The 20,082-nt window shown below is 60.7% G+C and carries 20 protein-coding genes; 11 read left to right on the top strand and 9 right to left on the bottom strand.

Annotated elements, in window-relative coordinates; all coding sequences use genetic code 11:
• Nucleotides 1-8 precede the first annotated feature (8 nt).
• Nucleotides 9-773: an amino acid ABC transporter ATP-binding protein gene (locus BMZ46_RS06850; protein ID WP_074691187.1), complete on the top strand. Its 765-nt coding sequence runs from the start codon at nucleotides 9-11 to the stop codon at nucleotides 771-773.
• 52 nt (nucleotides 774-825) lie between these two features.
• Here the strand turns inward: BMZ46_RS06850 and BMZ46_RS06845 are convergent, their stop codons facing one another.
• Both BMZ46_RS06845 and BMZ46_RS06840 read right to left on the bottom strand, forming a co-directional pair.
• On the bottom strand, nucleotides 826-1,317 hold the full coding sequence (locus tag BMZ46_RS06845; protein ID WP_074691189.1) for a type II TA system antitoxin MqsA family protein: 492 nt from the start codon (nucleotides 1,315-1,317) through the stop codon (nucleotides 826-828).
• Nucleotides 1,314-1,625, bottom strand: a complete 312-nt coding sequence (locus tag BMZ46_RS06840) for a type II toxin-antitoxin system MqsR family toxin (protein ID WP_074691191.1) — start codon at nucleotides 1,623-1,625, stop codon at nucleotides 1,314-1,316. The genes BMZ46_RS06845 and BMZ46_RS06840 overlap by 4 nt, the downstream gene beginning before the upstream one ends.
• 165 nt (nucleotides 1,626-1,790) lie before the next feature.
• Here BMZ46_RS06840 and BMZ46_RS06835 point away from each other — a divergent pair, with 165 nt between their 5' ends.
• The 5 genes from BMZ46_RS06835 to BMZ46_RS06815 all read left to right on the top strand — a co-directional run bounded on the left by BMZ46_RS06835 (nucleotide 1,791) and on the right by BMZ46_RS06815 (nucleotide 5,872).
• A complete protein-coding gene (locus BMZ46_RS06835) occupies nucleotides 1,791-2,450 on the top strand; it encodes a FadR/GntR family transcriptional regulator (RefSeq protein ID WP_074691193.1) in 660 nt (219 codons plus the stop codon).
• A complete protein-coding gene (locus tag BMZ46_RS06830) occupies nucleotides 2,440-3,744 on the top strand; it encodes a CynX/NimT family MFS transporter (protein WP_074691195.1) in 1,305 nt (434 codons plus the stop codon). Before BMZ46_RS06835 ends, BMZ46_RS06830 begins: the two co-directional genes overlap by 11 nt.
• A 100-nt stretch (nucleotides 3,745-3,844) precedes the next feature.
• Nucleotides 3,845-4,318, top strand: a complete 474-nt coding sequence (locus BMZ46_RS06825; RefSeq protein WP_074691197.1) for a nuclear transport factor 2 family protein — start codon at nucleotides 3,845-3,847, stop codon at nucleotides 4,316-4,318.
• Nucleotides 4,319-4,357: 39 nt separating this feature from the next.
• Nucleotides 4,358-4,660, top strand: coding sequence for a GIY-YIG nuclease family protein (locus BMZ46_RS06820; RefSeq protein WP_039769491.1), 303 nt, complete (start codon nucleotides 4,358-4,360; stop codon nucleotides 4,658-4,660).
• 276 nt (nucleotides 4,661-4,936) lie between these two features.
• On the top strand, nucleotides 4,937-5,872 hold the full coding sequence (locus tag BMZ46_RS06815; RefSeq protein ID WP_039769493.1) for a glutathione S-transferase family protein: 936 nt from the start codon (nucleotides 4,937-4,939) through the stop codon (nucleotides 5,870-5,872).
• Nucleotides 5,873-5,903: 31 nt separating this feature from the next.
• On the opposite strand, the gene BMZ46_RS06810 is transcribed toward BMZ46_RS06815, so the two are convergent.
• Both BMZ46_RS06810 and yejK read right to left on the bottom strand, forming a co-directional pair.
• Complete coding sequence (locus BMZ46_RS06810; RefSeq protein WP_039769495.1) at nucleotides 5,904-6,254, bottom strand: glutaredoxin family protein; 351 nt, start codon at nucleotides 6,252-6,254, stop codon at nucleotides 5,904-5,906.
• Nucleotides 6,254-7,258 (bottom strand): nucleoid-associated protein YejK, encoded by a 1,005-nt coding sequence (gene yejK, locus BMZ46_RS06805; protein ID WP_039769496.1) that lies wholly within the window; start codon nucleotides 7,256-7,258, stop codon nucleotides 6,254-6,256. The genes BMZ46_RS06810 and yejK overlap by 1 nt, the downstream gene beginning before the upstream one ends.
• Before the next feature lie 396 nt (nucleotides 7,259-7,654).
• Here yejK and BMZ46_RS06800 point away from each other — a divergent pair, with 396 nt between their 5' ends.
• Nucleotides 7,655-7,936: an HU family DNA-binding protein gene (locus BMZ46_RS06800; protein ID WP_007957357.1), complete on the top strand. Its 282-nt coding sequence runs from the start codon at nucleotides 7,655-7,657 to the stop codon at nucleotides 7,934-7,936.
• Nucleotides 7,937-8,061: 125 nt separating this feature from the next.
• On the opposite strand, the gene rlmF is transcribed toward BMZ46_RS06800, so the two are convergent.
• The 5 genes from rlmF to BMZ46_RS06775 all read right to left on the bottom strand — a co-directional run bounded on the left by rlmF (nucleotide 8,062) and on the right by BMZ46_RS06775 (nucleotide 14,607).
• Entirely contained in the window at nucleotides 8,062-9,084 is a 1,023-nt protein-coding gene (gene rlmF, locus BMZ46_RS06795; RefSeq protein ID WP_074691199.1) for a 23S rRNA (adenine(1618)-N(6))-methyltransferase RlmF, read from the bottom strand.
• Nucleotides 9,085-9,216: 132 nt separating this feature from the next.
• Nucleotides 9,217-12,063 (bottom strand): valine--tRNA ligase, encoded by a 2,847-nt coding sequence (locus BMZ46_RS06790; RefSeq protein WP_039769500.1) that lies wholly within the window; start codon nucleotides 12,061-12,063, stop codon nucleotides 9,217-9,219.
• A gap of 151 nt (nucleotides 12,064-12,214) precedes the next feature.
• Nucleotides 12,215-12,619 carry a hypothetical protein gene (locus BMZ46_RS06785; protein WP_039769501.1) on the bottom strand — a complete coding sequence of 135 codons (405 nt, stop codon included), beginning with the start codon at nucleotides 12,617-12,619 and terminating at the stop codon, nucleotides 12,215-12,217.
• 8 nt (nucleotides 12,620-12,627) lie between these two features.
• Nucleotides 12,628-13,056 (bottom strand): DNA polymerase III subunit chi, encoded by a 429-nt coding sequence (locus BMZ46_RS06780; protein WP_074691201.1) that lies wholly within the window; start codon nucleotides 13,054-13,056, stop codon nucleotides 12,628-12,630.
• A gap of 60 nt (nucleotides 13,057-13,116) precedes the next feature.
• Nucleotides 13,117-14,607 (bottom strand): leucyl aminopeptidase, encoded by a 1,491-nt coding sequence (locus BMZ46_RS06775; RefSeq protein WP_039769503.1) that lies wholly within the window; start codon nucleotides 14,605-14,607, stop codon nucleotides 13,117-13,119.
• Between the two features lie 306 nt (nucleotides 14,608-14,913).
• On the opposite strand from BMZ46_RS06775, the gene lptF reads away from it, so the two are divergent.
• The 4 genes from lptF (at nucleotide 14,914) to lepB (ending at nucleotide 19,922) form a co-directional block, all read left to right on the top strand.
• The gene (gene lptF / locus BMZ46_RS06770; protein WP_039769504.1) at nucleotides 14,914-16,035 is read left to right on the top strand and encodes an LPS export ABC transporter permease LptF; all 1,122 of its coding nucleotides are present in this window, start codon (nucleotides 14,914-14,916) and stop codon (nucleotides 16,033-16,035) included.
• A complete protein-coding gene (lptG, locus tag BMZ46_RS06765; protein ID WP_074691203.1) occupies nucleotides 16,028-17,089 on the top strand; it encodes an LPS export ABC transporter permease LptG in 1,062 nt (353 codons plus the stop codon). Before lptF ends, lptG begins: the two co-directional genes overlap by 8 nt.
• Nucleotides 17,090-17,261: 172 nt before the next feature.
• Nucleotides 17,262-19,058 carry a translation elongation factor 4 gene (gene lepA, locus BMZ46_RS06760; RefSeq protein WP_074691205.1) on the top strand — a complete coding sequence of 599 codons (1,797 nt, stop codon included), beginning with the start codon at nucleotides 17,262-17,264 and terminating at the stop codon, nucleotides 19,056-19,058.
• Nucleotides 19,059-19,067: 9 nt separating this feature from the next.
• Nucleotides 19,068-19,922: a signal peptidase I gene (gene lepB, locus BMZ46_RS06755; protein WP_074691207.1), complete on the top strand. Its 855-nt coding sequence runs from the start codon at nucleotides 19,068-19,070 to the stop codon at nucleotides 19,920-19,922.
• Nucleotides 19,923-20,082 lie beyond the last annotated feature (160 nt).

Here is a 20,082-nt window from a genome sequence, read left to right as displayed (position 1 = left end):
TTTTTTCGATGAGCGAAGCAATCAAAAAGCCAGTGGGCCCTGAAGGCATCATTCAGATGCAGGGCGTGAACAAGTGGTACGGCCAGTTCCACGTGCTGAAAGACATCAACCTCAACGTGCGTCAGGGCGAGCGTATCGTGCTGTGCGGCCCGTCGGGTTCCGGCAAATCCACCACCATCCGCTGCCTCAACCGTCTGGAAGAGCACCAGCAGGGCCGCATCCTGGTCGATGGCGTGGAGCTGACCAACGACCTCAAGCAGATCGAAGCGATCCGCCGTGAAGTCGGCATGGTGTTCCAGCACTTCAACCTGTTCCCGCACCTGACCATCCTGCAGAACTGCACCCTGGCGCCGATGTGGGTACGCAAGATGCCCAAGCGCAAGGCCGAGGAAATCGCCATGCATTACCTGGAACGCGTACGCATTCCGGAGCAGGCGCACAAGTACCCGGGGCAACTGTCCGGCGGTCAGCAGCAGCGTGTGGCGATCGCCCGCGCGTTGTGCATGAAACCGAAAATCATGCTGTTCGACGAACCGACCTCGGCACTCGACCCGGAGATGGTGAAAGAAGTACTCGACACCATGATCGGCCTCGCCGAAGACGGTATGACCATGCTCTGCGTAACCCACGAAATGGGCTTCGCACGCACCGTGGCCAACCGCGTGATCTTCATGGACAAGGGCGAAATCGTCGAGCAGGCGGCACCGAACGATTTCTTCGACAATCCACAGAATGATCGGACGAAGCTGTTCCTGAGTCAGATCCTGCATTGAGATCTGATGCATAAAACCAACCCGGCCTAGTGCCGGGTTTGTTTTTTGTGGGTCAGGAGGCGGTGAGGGCTTCTTGTTCTTTGTGCTCGGTGAACTTGAAGGCGTTCCTCAGATCCGCCCCTTCACCCAGGGCTTTCGCATCGGCGAGCAAGTGCGGATAGCGATCGAGCAGGCGCATCAGCAGCATCAACGCCTTCGGCGGAAGCACTTCGCCGCGCTCATAGCGGGAAAATGCGTTGTGTCCGCCACCAGAAAGCAGTTGCACCGTTTCTTTTTGCGTCAGGTGCAATTTGCGCCGGATGCGCTTCATCTCGTTACCGATCATTTGTCGGGCAGCAATCACCAGATCATCACCGGCTTGCGTGTAGCGTTCTGCACTATCGGTATCGGCGTCCCACTCGACCTCACCGCATTTGCGACATTCCCAGCCAGCAAGGTCATCGATACGACGTTCCATGCCTTTGACACTGATGGTTTCGCCGCGGCCCTCGAAATGTGTCATTCCCTCACGTGCACCGCAGCTGAAACATTGCCGGGTCTTCATTGGTTTTTCTCCTTGAAGGAGATTACCGGTGGGCCACCTTCGGGGCGGTATGTCACCTTGATGTAAATCTCCAGATCGTGTGAGTGCGTGTGATAAACGTCTTGCCAGACTCGATGATCGTCATAGGTGGTCATCGACTTGTACAACATCCTGTTCTGCAGTTCGAAAACGATTTCTTGCATCTCTATGATGCTGAAGCCGAGATCCAGTCCGGTTTTTTCTGCGCTCTTGGTGAATGCCTGTCTTCCCCGTCGCCTGACCTCAGCCTTGATCACCACCAAGTCGTAATGGGGTGTGTTCTTTTCCATAAGAAACCAAAGCCCTGTCCCTGAAATTACCCTTAAAGGGTAATTTTGACCAATCGAAAATCCCGCTCCATTTGCCTCTCTTGACCCTAGGTGGTTGCCGTCCTACGCGGAGCTGACTAACATGTCAGAAAATTCATCCCATGATTGGATGAAAGGGCGAATCCTATGTCAGACATTTCTCCACTTATTAAGCGATCCCTGGTCGATCAGGCCTTGGATCAGTTGCGCCAACGCATCACCGACGGCACGTGGCAGGTCGGTCAGCGTCTGCCAACCGAGCCCGAGCTGTGCGCCGAACTCGGCATCAGCCGCAACACCGTGCGCGAGGCGATGCGGGTGCTGGCGTTTTCCGGATTGATCGAAATCCGTCAGGGTGACGGCAGTTACCTGCGGGCGGTGGTTGATCCGATGGACACGCTCAAGGCACTGTCCAGATGCTCGCTGGATCAGGCCCGGGAAACCCGGCACATCCTTGAAGTCGAGGCCATCGGCCTGGCGGCCTTGCGTCGGACCGACGACGACCTTGTGGCTCTGCGCGAGGCACTGGGGCACGCCGGCAGTCACTATCACGGCGACCTCGACAGTTACATCCGCTGCGATCTGGTGTTTCACCGCCGTCTGGTGGACGCCGCGCACAACCCGACCCTCAGCGAGTTGTATCGCTATTTTTCCAGCATCGTCGGCGCGCAATTGCGCCAGACCCTGAACATCGTCCCCCGGCGACAGGAAGTCTTCGATTTGCACGTCGCCTTGCTGGAGGCCGTCGAGCAACGCGACCCGGAGCGGGCCAAAGCCCTGTCGAGGCAGTTGATCAATGAACCTTGAAACCGAGAAAACCATGTCCCGTCCAGAAGTCTCCCCGGCTGCCGTTCGCAAGGCCGAGCTCGAAGAGTTGTTGATCGACGCCGAAGCCGATGACGAGCAGGTGCAGCAAAGCCATCCGCTGGTGCGGCGCCCGTGGCTGTTGCTGCTGGGGTTGATTCTGGTGGCGTTGAACCTGCGTCCGGCGCTGTCGAGCATGGCGCCGCTGCTCAGTGAGGTGTCGAAAAGCCTCGGTTTGTCCGCCGCTCAAGCGGGTTTGTTGACGACGTTGCCGGTGCTCTGCCTCGGTCTGTTCGCCCCGCTGGCCCCGATACTCGCGCGGCGTTTCGGTGCCGAGCGGGTGGTCTTGGGGATTCTTTTGACACTGGCCGGCGGCATTATCCTGCGCAGCAATTTCGGTGAGATCGGTCTGTTCGCCGGCAGCGTGCTGGGTGGCGCGAGCATCGGCATCATCGGCGTGTTGCTGCCGGGCATCGTCAAACGCGACTTCGCCAAACATGCCGGCACCATGACCGGTGTCTACACCATGGCCCTGTGCCTGGGTGCGGCGATGGCGGCGGGGTCTACCGTGCCACTGAGTGAGCACTTCAACCATAGTTGGGCCATGGGCCTGGGCTTCTGGGTGATTCCGGCACTGCTCGCGGCAGTGTTCTGGCTGCCGCAAATCGGCCAGAAGCACGGTGCGCACAACGTTGCCTACCGGGTACGCGGTCTGCTGCGGGATCCGCTGGCCTGGCAGGTGACCTTGTACATGGGCCTGCAATCGTCGCTGGCCTACATCGTGTTCGGCTGGTTGCCGTCGATCCTTATCGGTCGCGGGCTGACGCCAACCCAGGCCGGTCTGGTGCTGTCCGGCTCGGTGATCATCCAGCTCGCCAGCTCCCTGGCGGCACCGTGGCTGGCCACCCGGGGCAAGGATCAGCGCCTGGCGATCGTGGTAGTAATGGCGCTGACCCTCGGCGGCCTGTTCGGTTGCCTCTACGCGCCGATCGAAGGCCTGTGGGGCTGGGCGATCCTGCTGGGCCTGGGGCAGGGCGGTACGTTCAGCCTGGCGCTGACCCTGATCGTGCTGCGCTCGCGGGATTCCCACGTGGCGGCGAACCTGTCGAGCATGTCCCAGGGCTTTGGCTACACCCTCGCGTCCATGGGGCCGTTCGCGGTCGGCGTGGTGCACGACTGGACCGGCGGCTGGAACGCCGTGGGCTGGATCTTCGGCATCATCGGTGCCGGGGCAATCCTCGCCGGCCTCGGTGCCGGTCGCGCGCTGTACGTGCAGGTGACAAGCGAAAAGGTCTGACGCGCACACATTGTCGGTATTCGGAATGCGAATGCCGATAGTGTTTCGCGCGGTTGCGGATTATCGTGCTGGCAATCTGTACATTTCCTGGAGATTGCCCATGAGTGAAGAAGCCCACAGCGTCCTGATCACCCGTTTCTACCAGGCTTTCCAGCGCCTCGACGCCGAGGCCATGGCCGCCTGCTACACCGACGACGTAGTGTTCAGCGATCCGGCCTTCGGCGAACTGCGCGGGCGCGATGCCGGCGACATGTGGCGCATGCTCACCACCCGCGCCAAGGACTTCTCCCTGACCTTCGACAACGTCCGCGCCGACGAACGCAGCGGCGGCGCCCACTGGGTGGCGACCTACCTGTTCAGCCAGACCGGCAACGTCGTGATCAACGACATCCAGGCACGCTTCGTCTTCCGTGACGGCAAGATCTGTGAACACCACGACCAATTCGACCTGTGGCGCTGGTCGCGTCAGGCGCTGGGCTTCAAGGGCCTGCTGCTTGGCTGGACGCCACTGGTGCGCAACGCCGTCCGCGCCCAGGCGCTGAAAGGGCTGAAGGCATTTCAGGCGAGTCGCTGATAAGATCGCCGCCTGTTTTCCTTACGCCTGAATTGTCCCGTGATCAGCCTCAGCGAAAATCCTCCCGATGCCGACGTTCCAGTGAACAAGGCCTGGTTCGTCTACCTCGTACGCGCCGCCAACGGTTCGCTGTACTGCGGGATCAGCGATGATCCCGTGCGCCGTTTTGCCAAGCACCAGAGCGGCAAGGGCGCGCGGTTCTTTCTCTCAAGCCCGGCGATGGCGCTGGTCTACACCGAGCGTTGTCGCGACAAGGGTGATGCGTTGCGTCAGGAGCGGTTGATCAAGAAGCTCAGGAAGAGTGCGAAGGAATGTCTGGTGGCGTCTTATCGGCCTGATTGATCGGGGGCAGGCGGTAGAAGTCCCTGCATGTCGAAGGCGCTGCCTCAGGCAAGCGGCAGGCGAAAAAAAACCGCCTTTGCGGGGCGGTTTTTTCGGCAAGCATCGGTTTGCGGCCGCGCTTGGTGCATCTCACTGAATACACTGGCGTGGCTGAAGACTATTCGCCTTTGCGCCCATTATCAACCTGACTGATCAGTTCCCATCAGCCGGATCCGTAGGCTGCGAACGAATTGCGCGCTAAGCTGCGGGCTCACTTTCTGTGCGGCGGAGCCGAGCATGTCCGAGTTGATTCTGCATCATTACCCGACCTCTCCATTTGCCGAAAAGGCCCGGCTGCTGTTGGGTTTCAAGGGCTTGTCCTGGCGTTCGGTGCACATCTCGCCGGTGATGCCGAAGCCGGACCTGACTGCCCTGACCGGTGGCTACCGCAAGACCCCGGTGCTGCAGATCGGCGCCGATATCTACTGCGACACCGCGTTGATCGCCCGCCGCCTCGAGCAGGAAAAGGCCCAGCCGTCGTTCTTCCCGGAAGGTCAGGAGATGATCGCCGCCAGTTTTGCCGCCTGGGCCGATTCGGTGGTGTTCCAGCATGCGGTGAGCCTGGTGTTCCAGCCGGAATCGGTGGCGGTGCGTTTCGGCAAGTTGCCGCCGGAAGCGATCAAGGCCTTCCTCGCCGATCGGGCCGGGCTGTTCAGTGGTGGCAGCGCGACCAGGCTGTCGGCCGAGCAGGCCAAACACAACTGGCCGACTGTCATGGCACGTCTGGAGCAGCAGTTGCAGCGTGAAGACGGTGACTTCCTGTTCGGTGAACCGTCGATTGCCGACTTCGCCATGGCCCATCCGCTGTGGTTTCTCAAGGCCACGCACGTGACGGCGCCCTTGGTGGATGCTTATCCGGCAGTGTCGGCGTGGCTGGGGCGTGTGCTCGGTTTTGGCCATGGCGCGGCCAGCGAGATGAGCTCGGAGGAAGCACTGGAGATCGCGCGCAGTTCGAAGCCAGCGGCGTTGCCGGACGAGGAATTCACTGATCCGAACGGGTTCGTGGCAGGTCAGCAGGTGCTGATCGCCGCGACAGACTACGGCGTTGATCCGGTGGCCGGTGAGCTGGTGTTTGCCGGTCGAGAGGAGCTGATCCTGCGCCGTGAAGACGAACGTGGCGGGGTGGTGCATGTGCACTTCCCGCGTTTCGGTTTCCGAATCGAGAAACGCTGAAACAAATGAGGGAGCTCTTGGGCTCCCTCGTTCATTTCAGTGCAGCGAGAATCTCGTCCGGATCGAACCCGCGAATCAACGTGCCATTGACGTCGATCAGCGGGATCCCGCGCCCGCCCAGCGCTTCGTACGCCTTGCGTGCCTCGGTATCCTTCTCGATATCGAATTCCTTGAACGCAATGCCTTTCTGGTCGAGAAAGCGCTTGGTCTGCTTGCAGTAGCCGCACCAGTCCGTGGCGTACAGCACGACATGGGCGTTGGCGCGAACCTGCTCGGACGACATCTGCGACGGGTTGAACACCCGCTCGATCTTGCCCCAGTTCTGATAGACCACAACCACCAGCAGAACCAGCAGAACCTTTTTCAGCACATTGCCGAGCATCAGTTGCGGCGCTTGAGCTGATCGGTCAGCGAGGTCGGCAGACCTTTGATGACCAGGGTCCCGGCTTCTTCGTCGTACTCGATTTTCGAGCCCAGCAGGTGCGCTTCGAAGCTGATCGACAGGCCTTCGGCGCGACCGGTGAAGCGGCGGAACTGGTTGAGGGTGCGCTTATCCGCCGGGATCTCCGGCGAGAGGCCGTAATCCTTGTTGCGGATGTGATCGTAAAAGGCTTTCGGGCGTTCTTCGTCGATCAACTCCGAGAGTTCTTCCAGGCCCATTGGCTCGCCGAGCTTGGCCTGGCTGCTGGCGTAGTCGACCAGGGTCTTGGTCTTCTCGCGGGCGGAATCTTCCGGCAGGTCTTCGCTCTCGACGAAGTCGCTGAAGGCCTTGAGCAGGGTGCGGGTCTCTCCGGGGCCGTCGACGCCTTCCTGGCAGCCAATGAAGTCGCGGAAGTACTCCGAGACCTTTTTGCCGTTCTTGCCCTTGATGAACGAGATGTACTGCTTGGACTGCTTGTTGTTCTGCCACTCGGAAACGTTGATCCGCGCTGCCAGGTGCAGTTGACCGAGATCGAGGTGGCGCGACGGCGTCACATCCAGTTCATCGGTCACCGCCACGCCTTCGCTGTGGTGCAGCAGGGCGATGGCCAGGTAATCGGTCATGCCTTGCTGATAGTGGGCGAACAGCACGTGGCCGCCGACCGACAGGTTCGATTCTTCCATCAGCTTTTGCAGGTGCTCGACCGCGACCTTGCTGAACGCAGTGAAGTCCTTGCCGCCTTCCATGTATTCCTTCAGCCAGCCGCTGAACGGAAACGCACCGGACTCCGGATGGAACAGCCCCCAGGCTTTGCCCTGTTTGGCGTTATAGCTCTCGTTGAGATCGGCGAGCATGTTCTCGATGGCTGCGGACTCAGCCAGTTCGGAGTCACGGGCGTGCAGAACTGCGGGTGTGCCGTCGGGTTTTTTGTCGATCAAATGGACGATGCAATGACGGATCGGCATAGGCTTCTCGGCTGGTGGAAGGGAGGAGGGCGGGCTCCCCCGAAAAAGCGCCCAGTGTACCGCAACCACTGGATTTGGCGCGGGGTGAAGGGCAAATCCGGGTCAGCCGACCGCCCTTATGCATTTATTTACCGATTTAGCGCAATAAACCTGACCATTTGGCTAGCTGGAGGCGGATATTTCCTTGTCTCTGTGCTAGTTTTGCCCGGTCTTGTGCGAAGTCACCGCGACAAGCATGCATTCAGCTTTTGTCAGGTCGAACCAAACCTTGATTTCGGCATCTATAACCCCGACTCGTCGTGGTTATCGCCGAGGGTGCCAGATCCAGAAGATCGGGCTCGATGGCTGACACTGCACTCTGCAATCCATATGAATTTGATAGGGAAGGAACACTACATGGCTCTTACTAAAGACCAACTGATCGCCGACATCGCTGAAGCTATCGACGCGCCGAAAACCACCGCGCGTGCCGCTCTGGACCAACTGGGCCAAATCGTTGCCGATCAGCTGGAAAACGGTGCCGAAATCACTTTGCCAGGTATCGGCAAGCTGAAAGTGACCGAGCGTCCTGCCCGCACTGGCCGTAACCCATCGACTGGCGCTGCCATCGAAATCCCTGCCAAGAAAGTGATCAAGCTGGTTGTGGCCAAAGGCCTGACCGACGCTGTGAACAAGTAAGACGCAGCGATAAAAGAAAACCGTGCACCGGAGTGATCCGGGCACGGTTTTTTTGTGCCTGCCGATTGTGTTTCAGCAGTAGCAGCGGCTGCTTTGCGAATTAGCGCCGCCCCAGCTGAAACGTATTACGTGCGCACCCAGCGTTCGCGCCGCCAGATCTGCTGCTCGGACTTGGTCTGGAAGGTCCAGGCGACGAAGCGGCTCTGCTTTTGCCCCTGTGACATCTCCACCACCTGGCTTTCCAGCGCGCCGGCCTTCTTCAGTGCGGTTTCGATGGCAGGCAGGTTCGAGGCTTTCGAGACCAGGGTGCTGAACCACAACACCTTGTGCGCAAAGTTCGCGCTTTCGGCGATCAGTTGCGTCACGAAACGCGCTTCGCCGCCTTCACACCACAGCTCGGCCGACTGACCGCCGAAATTCAGCACCGGCAGTTTGCGTTTCGGGTCGGCCTTGCCCAGGGCTCGCCATTTACGCTCGCTGCCCTTGGTGGCCTCTTCCATCGAGGCATGGAACGGCGGGTTGCACATGGTCAGGTCAAAGCGCTCGCCGGGTTCCAGCAGGCCGATGAGGATGTGCTTGCGGTTCTCCTGCTGGCGCAGCTGGATGACCTTGTTCAGGTCGTTGGACTGGACGATGGCCCTGGCGGCGGCCACGGCGGTCGGATCGATCTCCGAGCCGAGGAAGTGCCAGCGATATTCGCTGTTGCCGATCAGCGGATACACGCAGTTGGCGCCCATGCCGATATCCAGCACGTTGACGATGGCGCCGCGCGGAACCACGCCGTCGTTGTTGCTGGCCAGCAGGTCAGCCAGGAAGTGGATGTAGTCTGCACGGCCCGGCACCGGTGGGCACAGATAATCGGCCGGGATGTCCCAATGCTGGATGCCGTAGAACGACTTGAGCAGCGCCCGGTTGAACACACGCACTGCATCGGGACTGGCGAAGTCGATGCTTTCCTTGCCGTACGGGTTGGTGATCACGAACTTCGCCAGTTCCGGCGTGGTCTTGATCAGCGCCGGGAAGTCGTAACGACCCTGATGGCGATTGCGCGGATGCAGGCTGGCCTCTTTACGCGGCGCCACGGGCTTGGCCGGGGTGGCGGAGTCAGGCTTCTTGCGCGCAGGTTTCGGTGTACGTGGGGCGTTCATGGGCGTGGTCGATTCGGGTAGGGCTGAAAGTGGCGGCCATTGTCCCACAGGGAGCCGTGTTGTTGGCCGGAAAAGTGCCGGGCACAAAAAAGGGAGGCCGTTGCGGGCCTCCCTTTTCAGTGCGATACGCCGTTACAGGCTGGCAATCCGCGCGTGCTGCTCGGCCAGTTTGCCCAAGGCCTGTTCAGCCTCGGCCAGTTTGGCGCGCTCCTTCTCGATGACTTCGGCCGGGGCCTTGTCAACGAAACCGGCGTTGGACAGCTTGCCGCCGACCCGCTGGACTTCGCCCTGCAGACGCAGGATTTCCTTGTCCAGGCGCGCCAGCTCGGCGCCCTTGTCGATCAGACCGGCCATCGGCACCAGCACTTCCATCTCGCCGACCAGCGCAGTGGCGGACAACGGTGCTTCTTCACCAGCGGCGAGAACGGTGATCGATTCCAGACGCGCCAGCTTCTTCAGCAGCGCTTCGTTTTCGGTCAGGCGACGCTGGTCTTCAGCGCTGACGTTCTTCAGGTAGATCGGCAGTGGCTTGCCCGGGCCGATGTTCATTTCGCCACGGATGTTGCGCGTGCCGAGCATCAGACCCTTGAGCCATTCGATGTCGTCTTCGGCCGCCGGATCGATACGCTCTTCGTTGGCCACCGGCCAAGGTTGCAGCATGATCGTCTTGCCCTGAATGCCGGCCAGCGGCGCGATGCGCTGCCAGATTTCTTCAGTGATGAACGGCATGAACGGATGCGCCAGGCGCAGCGCCACTTCCAGTACCCGAACCAGTGTGCGACGGGTGCCGCGCTGGCGCTCGATCGGTGCGTTTTCGTCCCACAGCACGGGTTTGGACAGTTCCAGATACCAGTCGCAGTACTGGTTCCAGATGAACTCGTACAGCGCTTGCGCCGCCAGGTCGAAACGGAACTGATCCAGTTGACGGGTCACTTCGGCTTCGGTGCGTTGCAGTTGCGAGATGATCCAGCGATCCGCCAGCGACAGCTCGTAGGCTTCGCCGTTCTGGCCGCAGTCTTCGCCCTTGTCCAGAACATAACGCGCGGCGTTCCAGATTTTGTTGCAGAAGTTGCGATAGCCTTCGACGCGGCCCATGTCGAACTTGATGTCGCGACCGGTGGACGCCAGCGAGCAGAAGGTGAAGCGCAGGGCGTCGGTGCCGTAGCTGGCGATGCCGTCGGCGAATTCGTCACGGGTCTGCTTCTCGATCTTCTTCGCCAGTTTTGGCTGCATCAGACCGGAAGTGCGTTTCTGCACCAGGGTTTCGAGCTCGATACCGTCGATGATGTCCAGCGGGTCCAGGACGTTGCCCTTGGACTTGGACATCTTCTGGCCCTGGCCATCACGCACCAGACCGTGCACGTAAACGGTCTTGAACGGAACCTGCGGCGTGCCGTCCTCGTTCTTGATCAGGTGCATCGTCAGCATGATCATCCGGGCAACCCAGAAGAAAATGATGTCGAAACCGGTAACCAGCACGTCGGTGGAGTGGAATTTCTTCAGGAACTCGGTCTTTTCCGGCCAGCCCAGGGTGGAGAAGGTCCACAGGCCCGAACTGAACCAGGTGTCGAGAACGTCGTTGTCCTGTTGCAGCGCAACGTCCGGGCCGAGGTTGTGCTTGGCGCGCACTTCGGCTTCGTCGCGACCGACGTAGACCTTGCCCGACTCGTCGTACCAGGCCGGAATCCGGTGGCCCCACCACAGCTGACGGCTGATGCACCAGTCCTGGATGTCGCGCATCCACGAGAAGTACATGTTTTCGTACTGCTTCGGCACGAACTGGATGCGACCGTCTTCAACGGCAGCAATCGCAGGCTCGGCCAGCGGCTTGGTGGACACGTACCACTGATCGGTCAGCCACGGCTCGATGACGGTGCCGGAGCGGTCGCCTTTCGGCACTTTAAGATTGTGGTCGTCGACGCTGACCAGCAGGCCGGCGGCGTCGAACGCGGCAACGATCTGCTTGCGCGCTTCGAAACGCTCGAGACCGGCGTATTCGGCCGGGATCTTGCCGTCGATGCTGTCGTTCAGCGTGCCGTCGAGGTTGAACACCTGCGCTGCCGGCAGCACGTTGGCGTTCTTGTCGAAGATGTTCAGCAGCGGCAGGTTGTGGCGCTTGCCGACTTCGTAGTCGTTGAAATCGTGGGCCGGGGTGATTTTCACGCAACCGGTGCCGAATTCAGGATCGCAGTAATCGTCGGCGATGATCGGAATGCGGCGGCCGACCAGCGGCAGCTCGACAAATTTGCCGATCAGGGCTTTGTAGCGCTCGTCGTTCGGGTTCACCGCGACGGCGGAGTCGCCGAGCATGGTTTCCGGACGGGTGGTCGCGACGATCAGGAAATCGTTGCCTTCAGCGGTTTTCGCGCCGTCGGCCAGCGGGTATTTCAGATTCCACAGGAAACCTTTCTCGTCGTGGTTTTCCACTTCGAGGTCGGAAATCGCCGTGTGCAGTTTGGTGTCCCAGTTGACCAGACGCTTGCCGCGATAGATCAGACCGTCTTCGTGCAGGCGCACGAAGGCTTCTTTAACGGCTTCCGAGAGGCCGTCGTCCATGGTGAAGCGCTCGCGGCTCCAGTCCACGGACGAGCCGAGACGGCGGATCTGACGGCTGATGTTGCCGCCGGACTGATCCTTCCATTCCCAGACTTTCTCGAGGAATTTTTCGCGGCCCAGATCGTGGCGATTCTGGCCCTGGGCTTCGAGTTGACGCTCCACCAGCATCTGCGTGGCGATACCGGCGTGGTCGGTGCCCGGCTGCCACAGGGTGTTGCGACCCTGCATGCGGCGGAAACGGATCAGGGCGTCCATGATCGCGTTGTTGAAACCGTGACCCATGTGCAGGCTGCCGGTGACGTTCGGCGGCGGAATCATGATGGTGTAGGAGTCGCCCGCGCCTTGCGGGGCGAAGTAGTTCTCGGACTCCCAGGTGTTGTACCAGGAAGTTTCAATGGCGTGCGGCTGGTAGGTCTTATCCATGCGCGGCGGGACCCTATTGGCATTTATTCAGGAAAAGCCGGGAAGTATAGCTGGGGGGGCAGCGGCAGGCTACAAGCTGCGAGCCGCAAGCTATTGTCTGCGGACTCAGGCAGCTGTGGATTTCAGAAGGTATGCGGCTTTTGCTCGCCGCTTAAAGCTTGCCGCTCGAAGCTGCGGCGAGAAGCCGTTCCATCCGCGCCTCGAGGCGACGTTTGATTTCGGTTTCGATGTGCGGAGCGAAGTCGTCGATCACGTCCTGCATGATCAGTTGCGCAGCGGCGCGCAGTTCGCTGTCCAGGTGCAGGATAGCGTCGGGGCCTTTCTCCACAGGCGCAGCGGCAGATTGCGGAGCAGGCGTTGGCGCGGGTGCAGCTTCGACGGCTTGCGGTGTGTTGTCGACCGAATCGAACAACATCGGAATCTGTTCCTGTTCGCCATCATCGACCGTGTCGGTCAAAAGCGGCGGTTGCAGGTTGTCATCGCCGAGCAACTGGCGGATCGACTCGAGGTCGTCCAGCAGGTGCGCGGGTTTTTGCAGCGGTTTTGGAGTGTCCATCGGCGTACTCAGAGTCGCTGTAAACGGTGGTCTTGCAGAGGATAGCCCTGTTCGCGGTAGAAACGGAAACTCTCCCGCGCCGCAGTGCGGATCGCCGGATCTTCCACCACCACCTCGGCAACGCGGGCGAATTTATTGGCGAAAACCGGGACTTTCAGGTCAAGGTTGACCAGTAAGTCTGTGTGCTGGCCGCAGTCATCGCCCAGTCCCAGCACGATCAGTCCTTCCGGTTCGCTGTCGGCCGGGCCATGAGGCACGAAGGTTTCGCCCTTGAATGCCCACAGTCGCGCATCGAGATCATCACGCTGGGCGGCATCGCTGCAATGCAGATAGATGCGATGGCCCATGCGCCAGGCTTTATCGGTGAGCTTGCAGGCAAAATCCAGGCGAGCCGAAGGATCGGCGCTGGGCAGGATATAAAAGTCGACTTTGGTCATTGCGGTTCCTGAGCTGCAAGCGGCGCCCCTCAAGAGAGGCGCCGCTCGCAGTCATCGGTTTCAGGCTTTGGCGCGGTCCAGCAGGTACTGGGTCAGCAGGGGAACCGGACGGCCAGTGGCGCCCTTGTCCTTGCCGCCACTGGTCCACGCGGTGCCCGCGATATCCAGGTGCGCCCAGTTCAGGTTCTTGGTGAAGCGCGACAGGAAGCAGGCGGCGGTGATGGTGCCGGCTTTCGGACCGCCGATGTTGGCGATGTCGGCGAACGGGCTGTCCAGTTGCTCCTGGTACTCATCGAACAGCGGCAGTTGCCAGGCGCGGTCGTCGGCAGCCTTGCCGGCGCTCAGCAATTGCTCGATCAGCTCGTCGTTGTTGCCCAGCAGGCCCGACGTATGGGCGCCCAGAGCAACGACGCAGGCACCGGTCAGGGTGGCGATGTCGATCACCGCTTGCGGCTTGAAGCGCTCGGAGTAGGTCAGTGCATCGCACAGCACCAGACGGCCTTCGGCGTCGGTGTTGAGGATTTCCACGGTCTGGCCGCTCATGGTGGTGACGATGTCGCCCGGGCGCGAAGCGGTGCCGCTCGGCATGTTCTCGGCGCAAGCCAGGATGCACACCAGGTTGATCGGCAGTTTCAGTTCCAGCACGGCGCGAAGGGTACCGAACACGCTGGCGGCACCACCCATGTCGTACTTCATCTCGTCCATGCCGGCGCCCGGTTTCAGGCTGATACCGCCAGTATCGAAAGTGATGCCTTTACCGACCAGTGCGTACGGCTTCTCGGATTTCTTGCCGCCGTTGTATTGCATGACGATCAGGCGCGGCGGCTGGGCGCTGCCCTGGCCGACGGCGTAGAACGAACCCATGCCCAGGGATTTGATCTTCTTCTCGTCGAGGACTTCGACTTTCAGATCCTTGAACTCTTTACCGAGGTTTTTGGCCTGTTCGCCCAGGAAAGTCGGGTGGCAGATGTTCGGCGGCAGGTTGCCCAGGTTACGGGTGAACGCCATGCCGTTGGCGATCGCGGTGGCGTGGTTCACGGCGCGTTGCACTTCGGCCTGAGCGGCCTTGATGGTCAGCAGGGTGATTTTTTTCAGGGCGCGCGGTTCGGCTTTCTGGCTCTTGAACTGGTCGAAGGTGTATTCGCCATCGACCAGGGTTTCGGCCAGCAGACGGGTCTTGCCGTAGCTGTCGCGGTTCTTGATGATGATTTCATCGAGCGCCAGCACGGCGTCGCTGCCACCCAGGCCTTTAAGCGTGTTGAGGATGCCGGCGACGATCTTGCGGAACGGACGGTCGCCCAGTTCTTCATCCTTGCCCACGCCGACCAGCAGCACGCGTTCGGCTTTCAGGTTCGGCAGGCTGTGCAGCAACAGGCTCTGGCCGACCTTGCCGGCCAGGTCGCCACGCTTGAGCACGGCGCTGATGGCGCCGCCGCTCAGTTCGTCGACCTGTTTGGCGGCAACGCCGAGTTTGCGGCCTTCGCCGACGGCAACCACCAGGGTGGCGGTTTTCAACGTTTCTGGGCTAACGCTTTTTACAACCAGTTCCATGTCCGGATCCCTGAATGAATGGTCAACACGCAGGCGTTCGACGTGTCCGCCGTCGCCTGCTTATAGAGAGAAGAGGCGCAGGCCAGTGCCTGCGACAGAGGCGGCAGTTTGAACCTCGCTCACCGCGCCTGACAACCCTCGGTTGTACGATCTTCAACGGATTGCATGCTTGCGTGAGTGTGCGCAGTGACAGGCGCCCTCAATCACAGGATAATGCCGCATCTTTTTTGACGGCTCTGCCTTGCGGGCCCGTCGATACGTTTGCTTGTTTGGCCGCCTTAGCCTGACAACCCTGGAGTGTCTGGTTTGATCGTCTTCCGTTATCTGTCCCGCGAAGTCCTGTTGACCCTGAGTGCGGTAAGTGCCGTGCTGCTGGTCATCATCATGAGCGGTCGCTTCATCAAATACCTTGCCCAGGCCGCCGCGGGCCAGCTCGATCCGGGATCGCTGTTCCTGATCATGGGCTACCGTCTGCCGGGCTTCATGCAATTGATCCTGCCGCTGGGGTTGTTCCTCGGGATTCTGCTGGCCTACGGCCGGCTGTATCTGGAAAGCGAAATGACCGTGCTCTCGGCCACCGGCATGAGTCAGCAACGGCTGTTTCGCATGACCCTGTTCCCGGCCACCCTGGTGGCACTGGTGGTTGCGTGGCTGAGCCTGAGCCTGGCCCCGCAAGGCGCCAACCAGTTCCAGCTGCTGCTGAACAAGCAGGACGCCCTGACCGAATTCGACACCCTCGAGCCAGGCCGCTTCCAGGCCCTGCGCGACGGTACGCGGGTGACCTACACCGAAACCCTGAGCGACGATCGGGTCAACCTTGGCAGCGTGTTCATTTCGCAGAAGAACCTCGGCGCCAACCAGAAAGATCGCGGGATTTCCGTGCTGGTGGCGGAGAAAGGTCGTCAGGAAGTGCGTCCCGACGGCAACCGCTACTTGATCCTCGACAATGGCTACCGCTACGACGGCAGCCCGGGTCAGGCCAACTACCGCGCCATCCACTACGAAACCTACGGCGTACTGCTGCCCAAGCCGGATGTCAGCGAGGAAGTCACCGACCGTGACGCCATGCCGACTTCGTCCCTGCTGGGCAGCGACGACATTCGCTCGAAAACCGAACTGCAATGGCGTCTGTCGCTGCCGTTGCTGGTGTTCATCGTGACCCTGATGGCGGTGCCGCTGTCGCGGGTCAACCCGCGTCAGGGGCGTTTCCTCAAGCTGCTGCCGGCGATTCTTCTTTATATGGCTTACCTGACCATCCTGATTGCCGCCCGCGGCGCCCTCGAGAAAGGCAAGATTCCACCGGCGCTCGGCTTGTGGTGGGTGCATGCGATCTTCCTGGTCATCGGTCTCGGTCTGCTGTACTGGGAGCCTTTGCGCCTGAAGCTGGCCAGCCGTCGCAGCGCAGCGCTGGAGGTGGCCCGTGGTTAAACTCGACCGCTATATCGGCAGCAGCGTGTTCATGGCGATCATCGCAGTGCTGGCGATCATTCTCGGCCTGGCCACCTTGTTCGCCTTCATCGACGAGATGGGCGACGTCAGTGACACCTACACCCTGGTCGACGTTCTGAGCTTCGTGCTCCTGACCGCGCCGCGTCGGCTCTACGACATGCTGCCGATGGCGGCGCTGATCGGCTGCCTGATCGGTCTCGGCAGTCTGGCGAGCAGCAGCGAGCTGACCGTCATGCGCGCCGCCGGTGTGTCCATCGGGCGTATCGTCTGGGCGGTGATGAAGCCGATGCTGGTGCTGATGCTGGCCGGTGTGCTGATCGGCGAATACGTGGCGCCGGCCACCGAAAGCATGGCCCAGGCCAACCGTTCGCTGGCGCAAGGTAGCGGCGACGCGCAAAGCGCCAAGCACGGCATGTGGCACCGCCAGGGTGACGAATTCATTCACATCAACTCCGTGCAACCCAACGGTCGTCTGTACGGCGTGACCCGCTATCACTTCGACAAGGAGCGTCATCTGCTCAGCTCGAGCTTCGCCAAGCGCGCCGAGTTCGACACCGATCACTGGCAGCTCACCGACGTGACCACCACCAAATTCCACGAGCGCAGCACCGAAGTGGTCAATACGCCGGTCGAGCGCTGGGACGTTTCCCTGAGCCCGCAACTGCTGAGCACCGTGGTGATGGCGCCGGAATCGCTTTCGATTACCGGTCTGTGGGGTTACATCCACTATTTGGCTGATCAGGGCTTGAGCAACGGTCGTTACTGGCTGGCATTTTGGGTCAAGGTGTTGCAGCCGCTGGTGACCGCCGCGCTGGTGCTGATGGCAATCTCCTTCATCTTCGGTCCGCTGCGTTCGGTGACCCTCGGTCAGCGGGTGTTCACCGGTGTGCTGGTGGGCTTCACCTTCCGCATCGTTCAGGATCTGCTGGGCCCGTCCAGTCTGGTGTTCGGCTTCTCGCCGCTGTTCGCGGTGCTGGTGCCGGCTGGCGTGTGTGCGCTGGCAGGTGTCTGGCTGTTGCGCCGAGCCGGTTGATGAACAAGGTTTCACCCACGCTTTAGCCTTGAAAACGCCTCGGTCGCCAGACCGGGGCGTTTTTGCATGCAATCCGGGTGACAGGCGAACGTGACGCTTGCGCCGTGTATCAGGTACAATTCCCGGCTATTTTTCGGCGGGCCAAGCCTGCAGCCTTTTTGAGTGTTGATCCGTGAGTGATTTGAGTCATATCCGCAATTTCTCCATCATCGCCCACATTGACCATGGCAAGTCGACGCTGGCTGACCGTTTCATCCAGATGTGCGGTGGCCTGGCCGAGCGTGAAATGGAAGCCCAGGTACTGGATTCCATGGATCTGGAGCGCGAACGCGGGATCACCATCAAGGCCCACAGCGTTACCCTCTATTACAAGGCCAAAGACGGCGTCACCTATCAGCTGAACTTCATTGACACCCCGGGCCACGTCGACTTCACCTACGAAGTCAGCCGTTCCCTGGCGGCCTGTGAAGGTGCGCTGCTGGTGGTCGATGCGGGGCAGGGCGTGGAAGCCCAGTCCGTGGCCAACTGCTACACCGCCATCGAGCAGGGCCTCGAGGTCATGCCGGTCCTGAACAAGATCGACCTGCCACAGGCCGAGCCCGAACGCGTCAAGGACGAGATCGAGAAGATCATCGGCATCGACGCCACCGACGCCGTCACCTGCAGCGCCAAGACCGGCCTGGGTGTCGACGAAGTGCTCGAGCGTCTGGTCGCCACCATTCCTGCGCCGACCGGCAACATCGAAGATCCGCTGCAAGCGTTGATCATCGACTCCTGGTTCGACAACTACCTGGGCGTTGTCTCCCTGGTGCGCGTGCGTCATGGCCGCGTGAAGAAGGGCGACAAGATTCTCGTCAAGTCCACCGGCAAGGTGCATCTGGTCGACAGCGTGGGTGTGTTCAACCCGAAACACACCGCCACCGCTGACCTGAAGGCCGGCGAAGTGGGCTTCATCATCGCCAGCATCAAGGACATTCACGGTGCGCCGGTCGGTGACACCCTGACCCTGAGCTCCACCCCGGACGTTCCGGTGCTGCCAGGTTTCAAACGCATCCAGCCGCAGGTTTACGCCGGTCTGTTCCCGGTCAGTTCCGACGACTTCGAGGACTTCCGCGAAGCGCTGCAGAAACTGACCCTGAACGACTCGTCGCTGCAATACACGCCGGAAAGCTCCGACGCGCTGGGCTTCGGCTTCCGTTGCGGCTTCCTCGGCATGCTGCACATGGAAATCATCCAGGAGCGCTTGGAGCGCGAGTACGACCTGGACCTGATCACCACGGCGCCGACGGTAATCTTCGAACTGGTGCTGAAAACCGGTGAAACGATTTACGTCGACAACCCGTCGAAGCTGCCGGACGTCTCGTCGATCGAAGACATGCGCGAGCCGATCGTGCGCGCCAACATTCTGGTGCCGCAGGAGCATCTGGGCAACGTCATCACTCTGTGCATCGAGAAACGCGGTGTGCAGGTCGACATGTTGTTCCTCGGCAATCAGGTGCAAGTGACCTACGACCTGCCGATGAACGAAGTGGTGCTGGACTTCTTCGATCGTCTGAAATCCACCAGCCGCGGCTATGCTTCGCTGGACTACCATTTCGATCGTTACCAATCGGCTAATCTGGTGAAACTGGACGTGCTGATCAACGGCGACAAGGTCGACGCTCTGGCGTTGATCGTGCACCGTGACAATTCGCACTTCAAAGGTCGCCAGTTGACCGAGAAGATGAAAGAGCTGATTCCTCGTCAGATGTTCGACGTGGCCATCCAGGCTGCCATTGGCGGTCAGATCGTCGCCCGGACAACCGTCAAGGCACTCAGAAAGAACGTATTGGCCAAGTGCTACGGCGGCGACGTCAGCCGTAAGAAAAAACTGCTTGAGAAGCAGAAGGCCGGTAAGAAACGCATGAAACAGGTCGGCAACGTGGAAATCCCGCAAGAAGCCTTCCTCGCCGTGCTCAGGTTGGAATAGTCAGGTCCTATGTCACTAAATTTCCCGCTGTTGCTGGTCATTGCCGTGTTCGTCTGCGGTCTGTTGGCGTTGCTCGATCTGTTGATCCTGGCACCGCGTCGGCGTGCCGCCATCGCCTCCTATCAGGGCAGCGTCAGCCAGCCTGATGTGGTGGTGGTCGAGAAGCTGAACAAGGAACCGCTGCTGGTCGAATATGGCAAGTCGTTCTTCCCGGTGCTGTTCATCGTGCTGGTGCTGCGTTCGTTCCTGGTGGAACCGTTCCAGATTCCGTCCGGCTCGATGAAACCGACCCTGGACGTCGGCGACTTCATTCTGGTGAACAAGTTTTCCTACGGGATCCGTTTGCCGGTGATCGACAAGAAGATCATCGAAGTCGGTGACCCACAGCGCGGCGATGTGATGGTGTTCCGCTACCCGAGCGACCCGAACGTCAATTACATCAAGCGCGTGGTCGGCCTGCCGGGCGATACCGTGCGGTACACCGCCGACAAGCGCCTGTTCGTCAACGGCGAGTCGATTGCCGAGCAACTGGTCGGCTCCGAGCCGGGTACGTTGGGCAGCGCGGAACTCTACAAGGAAAAACTCGGCGCCGCCGAGCACCTGATCCGCAAGGAAATGAGCCGCTACCGCGCCACGCCGGACCATAGCTGGACCGTGCCGGCCGGTCACTACTTCATGATGGGCGACAACCGCGACAATTCGAACGACAGTCGCTACTGGGATGATCCGAACATTCCCAAGGATCTGCTGGGCATGGTTCCCGACCAGAACATCGTCGGCAAAGCCTTCGCGGTCTGGATGAGCTGGCCGGAACCGAAACTCAGCCACCTGCCGAACTTCTCGCGGGTCGGCCTGATCAAGTAAACAAACACGGCGCTGTTGACCACAGCGCCGAATGCATTTCTGGCGTCGGCACAACCGGCTCCGGGGCATGAAGCCACGATATTCAGGACGTCATTTTTGAACACAGCGTTAATTGTCCCAGGCCTGCGCCGTATCCCGGCGATGGCAGTGGAATCCAGCC

The organism is Pseudomonas sp. NFIX49 (genome assembly GCF_900115915.1).
Lineage (GTDB): Bacteria > Pseudomonadota > Gammaproteobacteria > Pseudomonadales > Pseudomonadaceae > Aquipseudomonas > Aquipseudomonas pharyngis.
The sequence above is the reverse complement of the archived record's forward strand: the minus strand, read 5'-3'. Positions and strand labels throughout refer to the sequence as shown.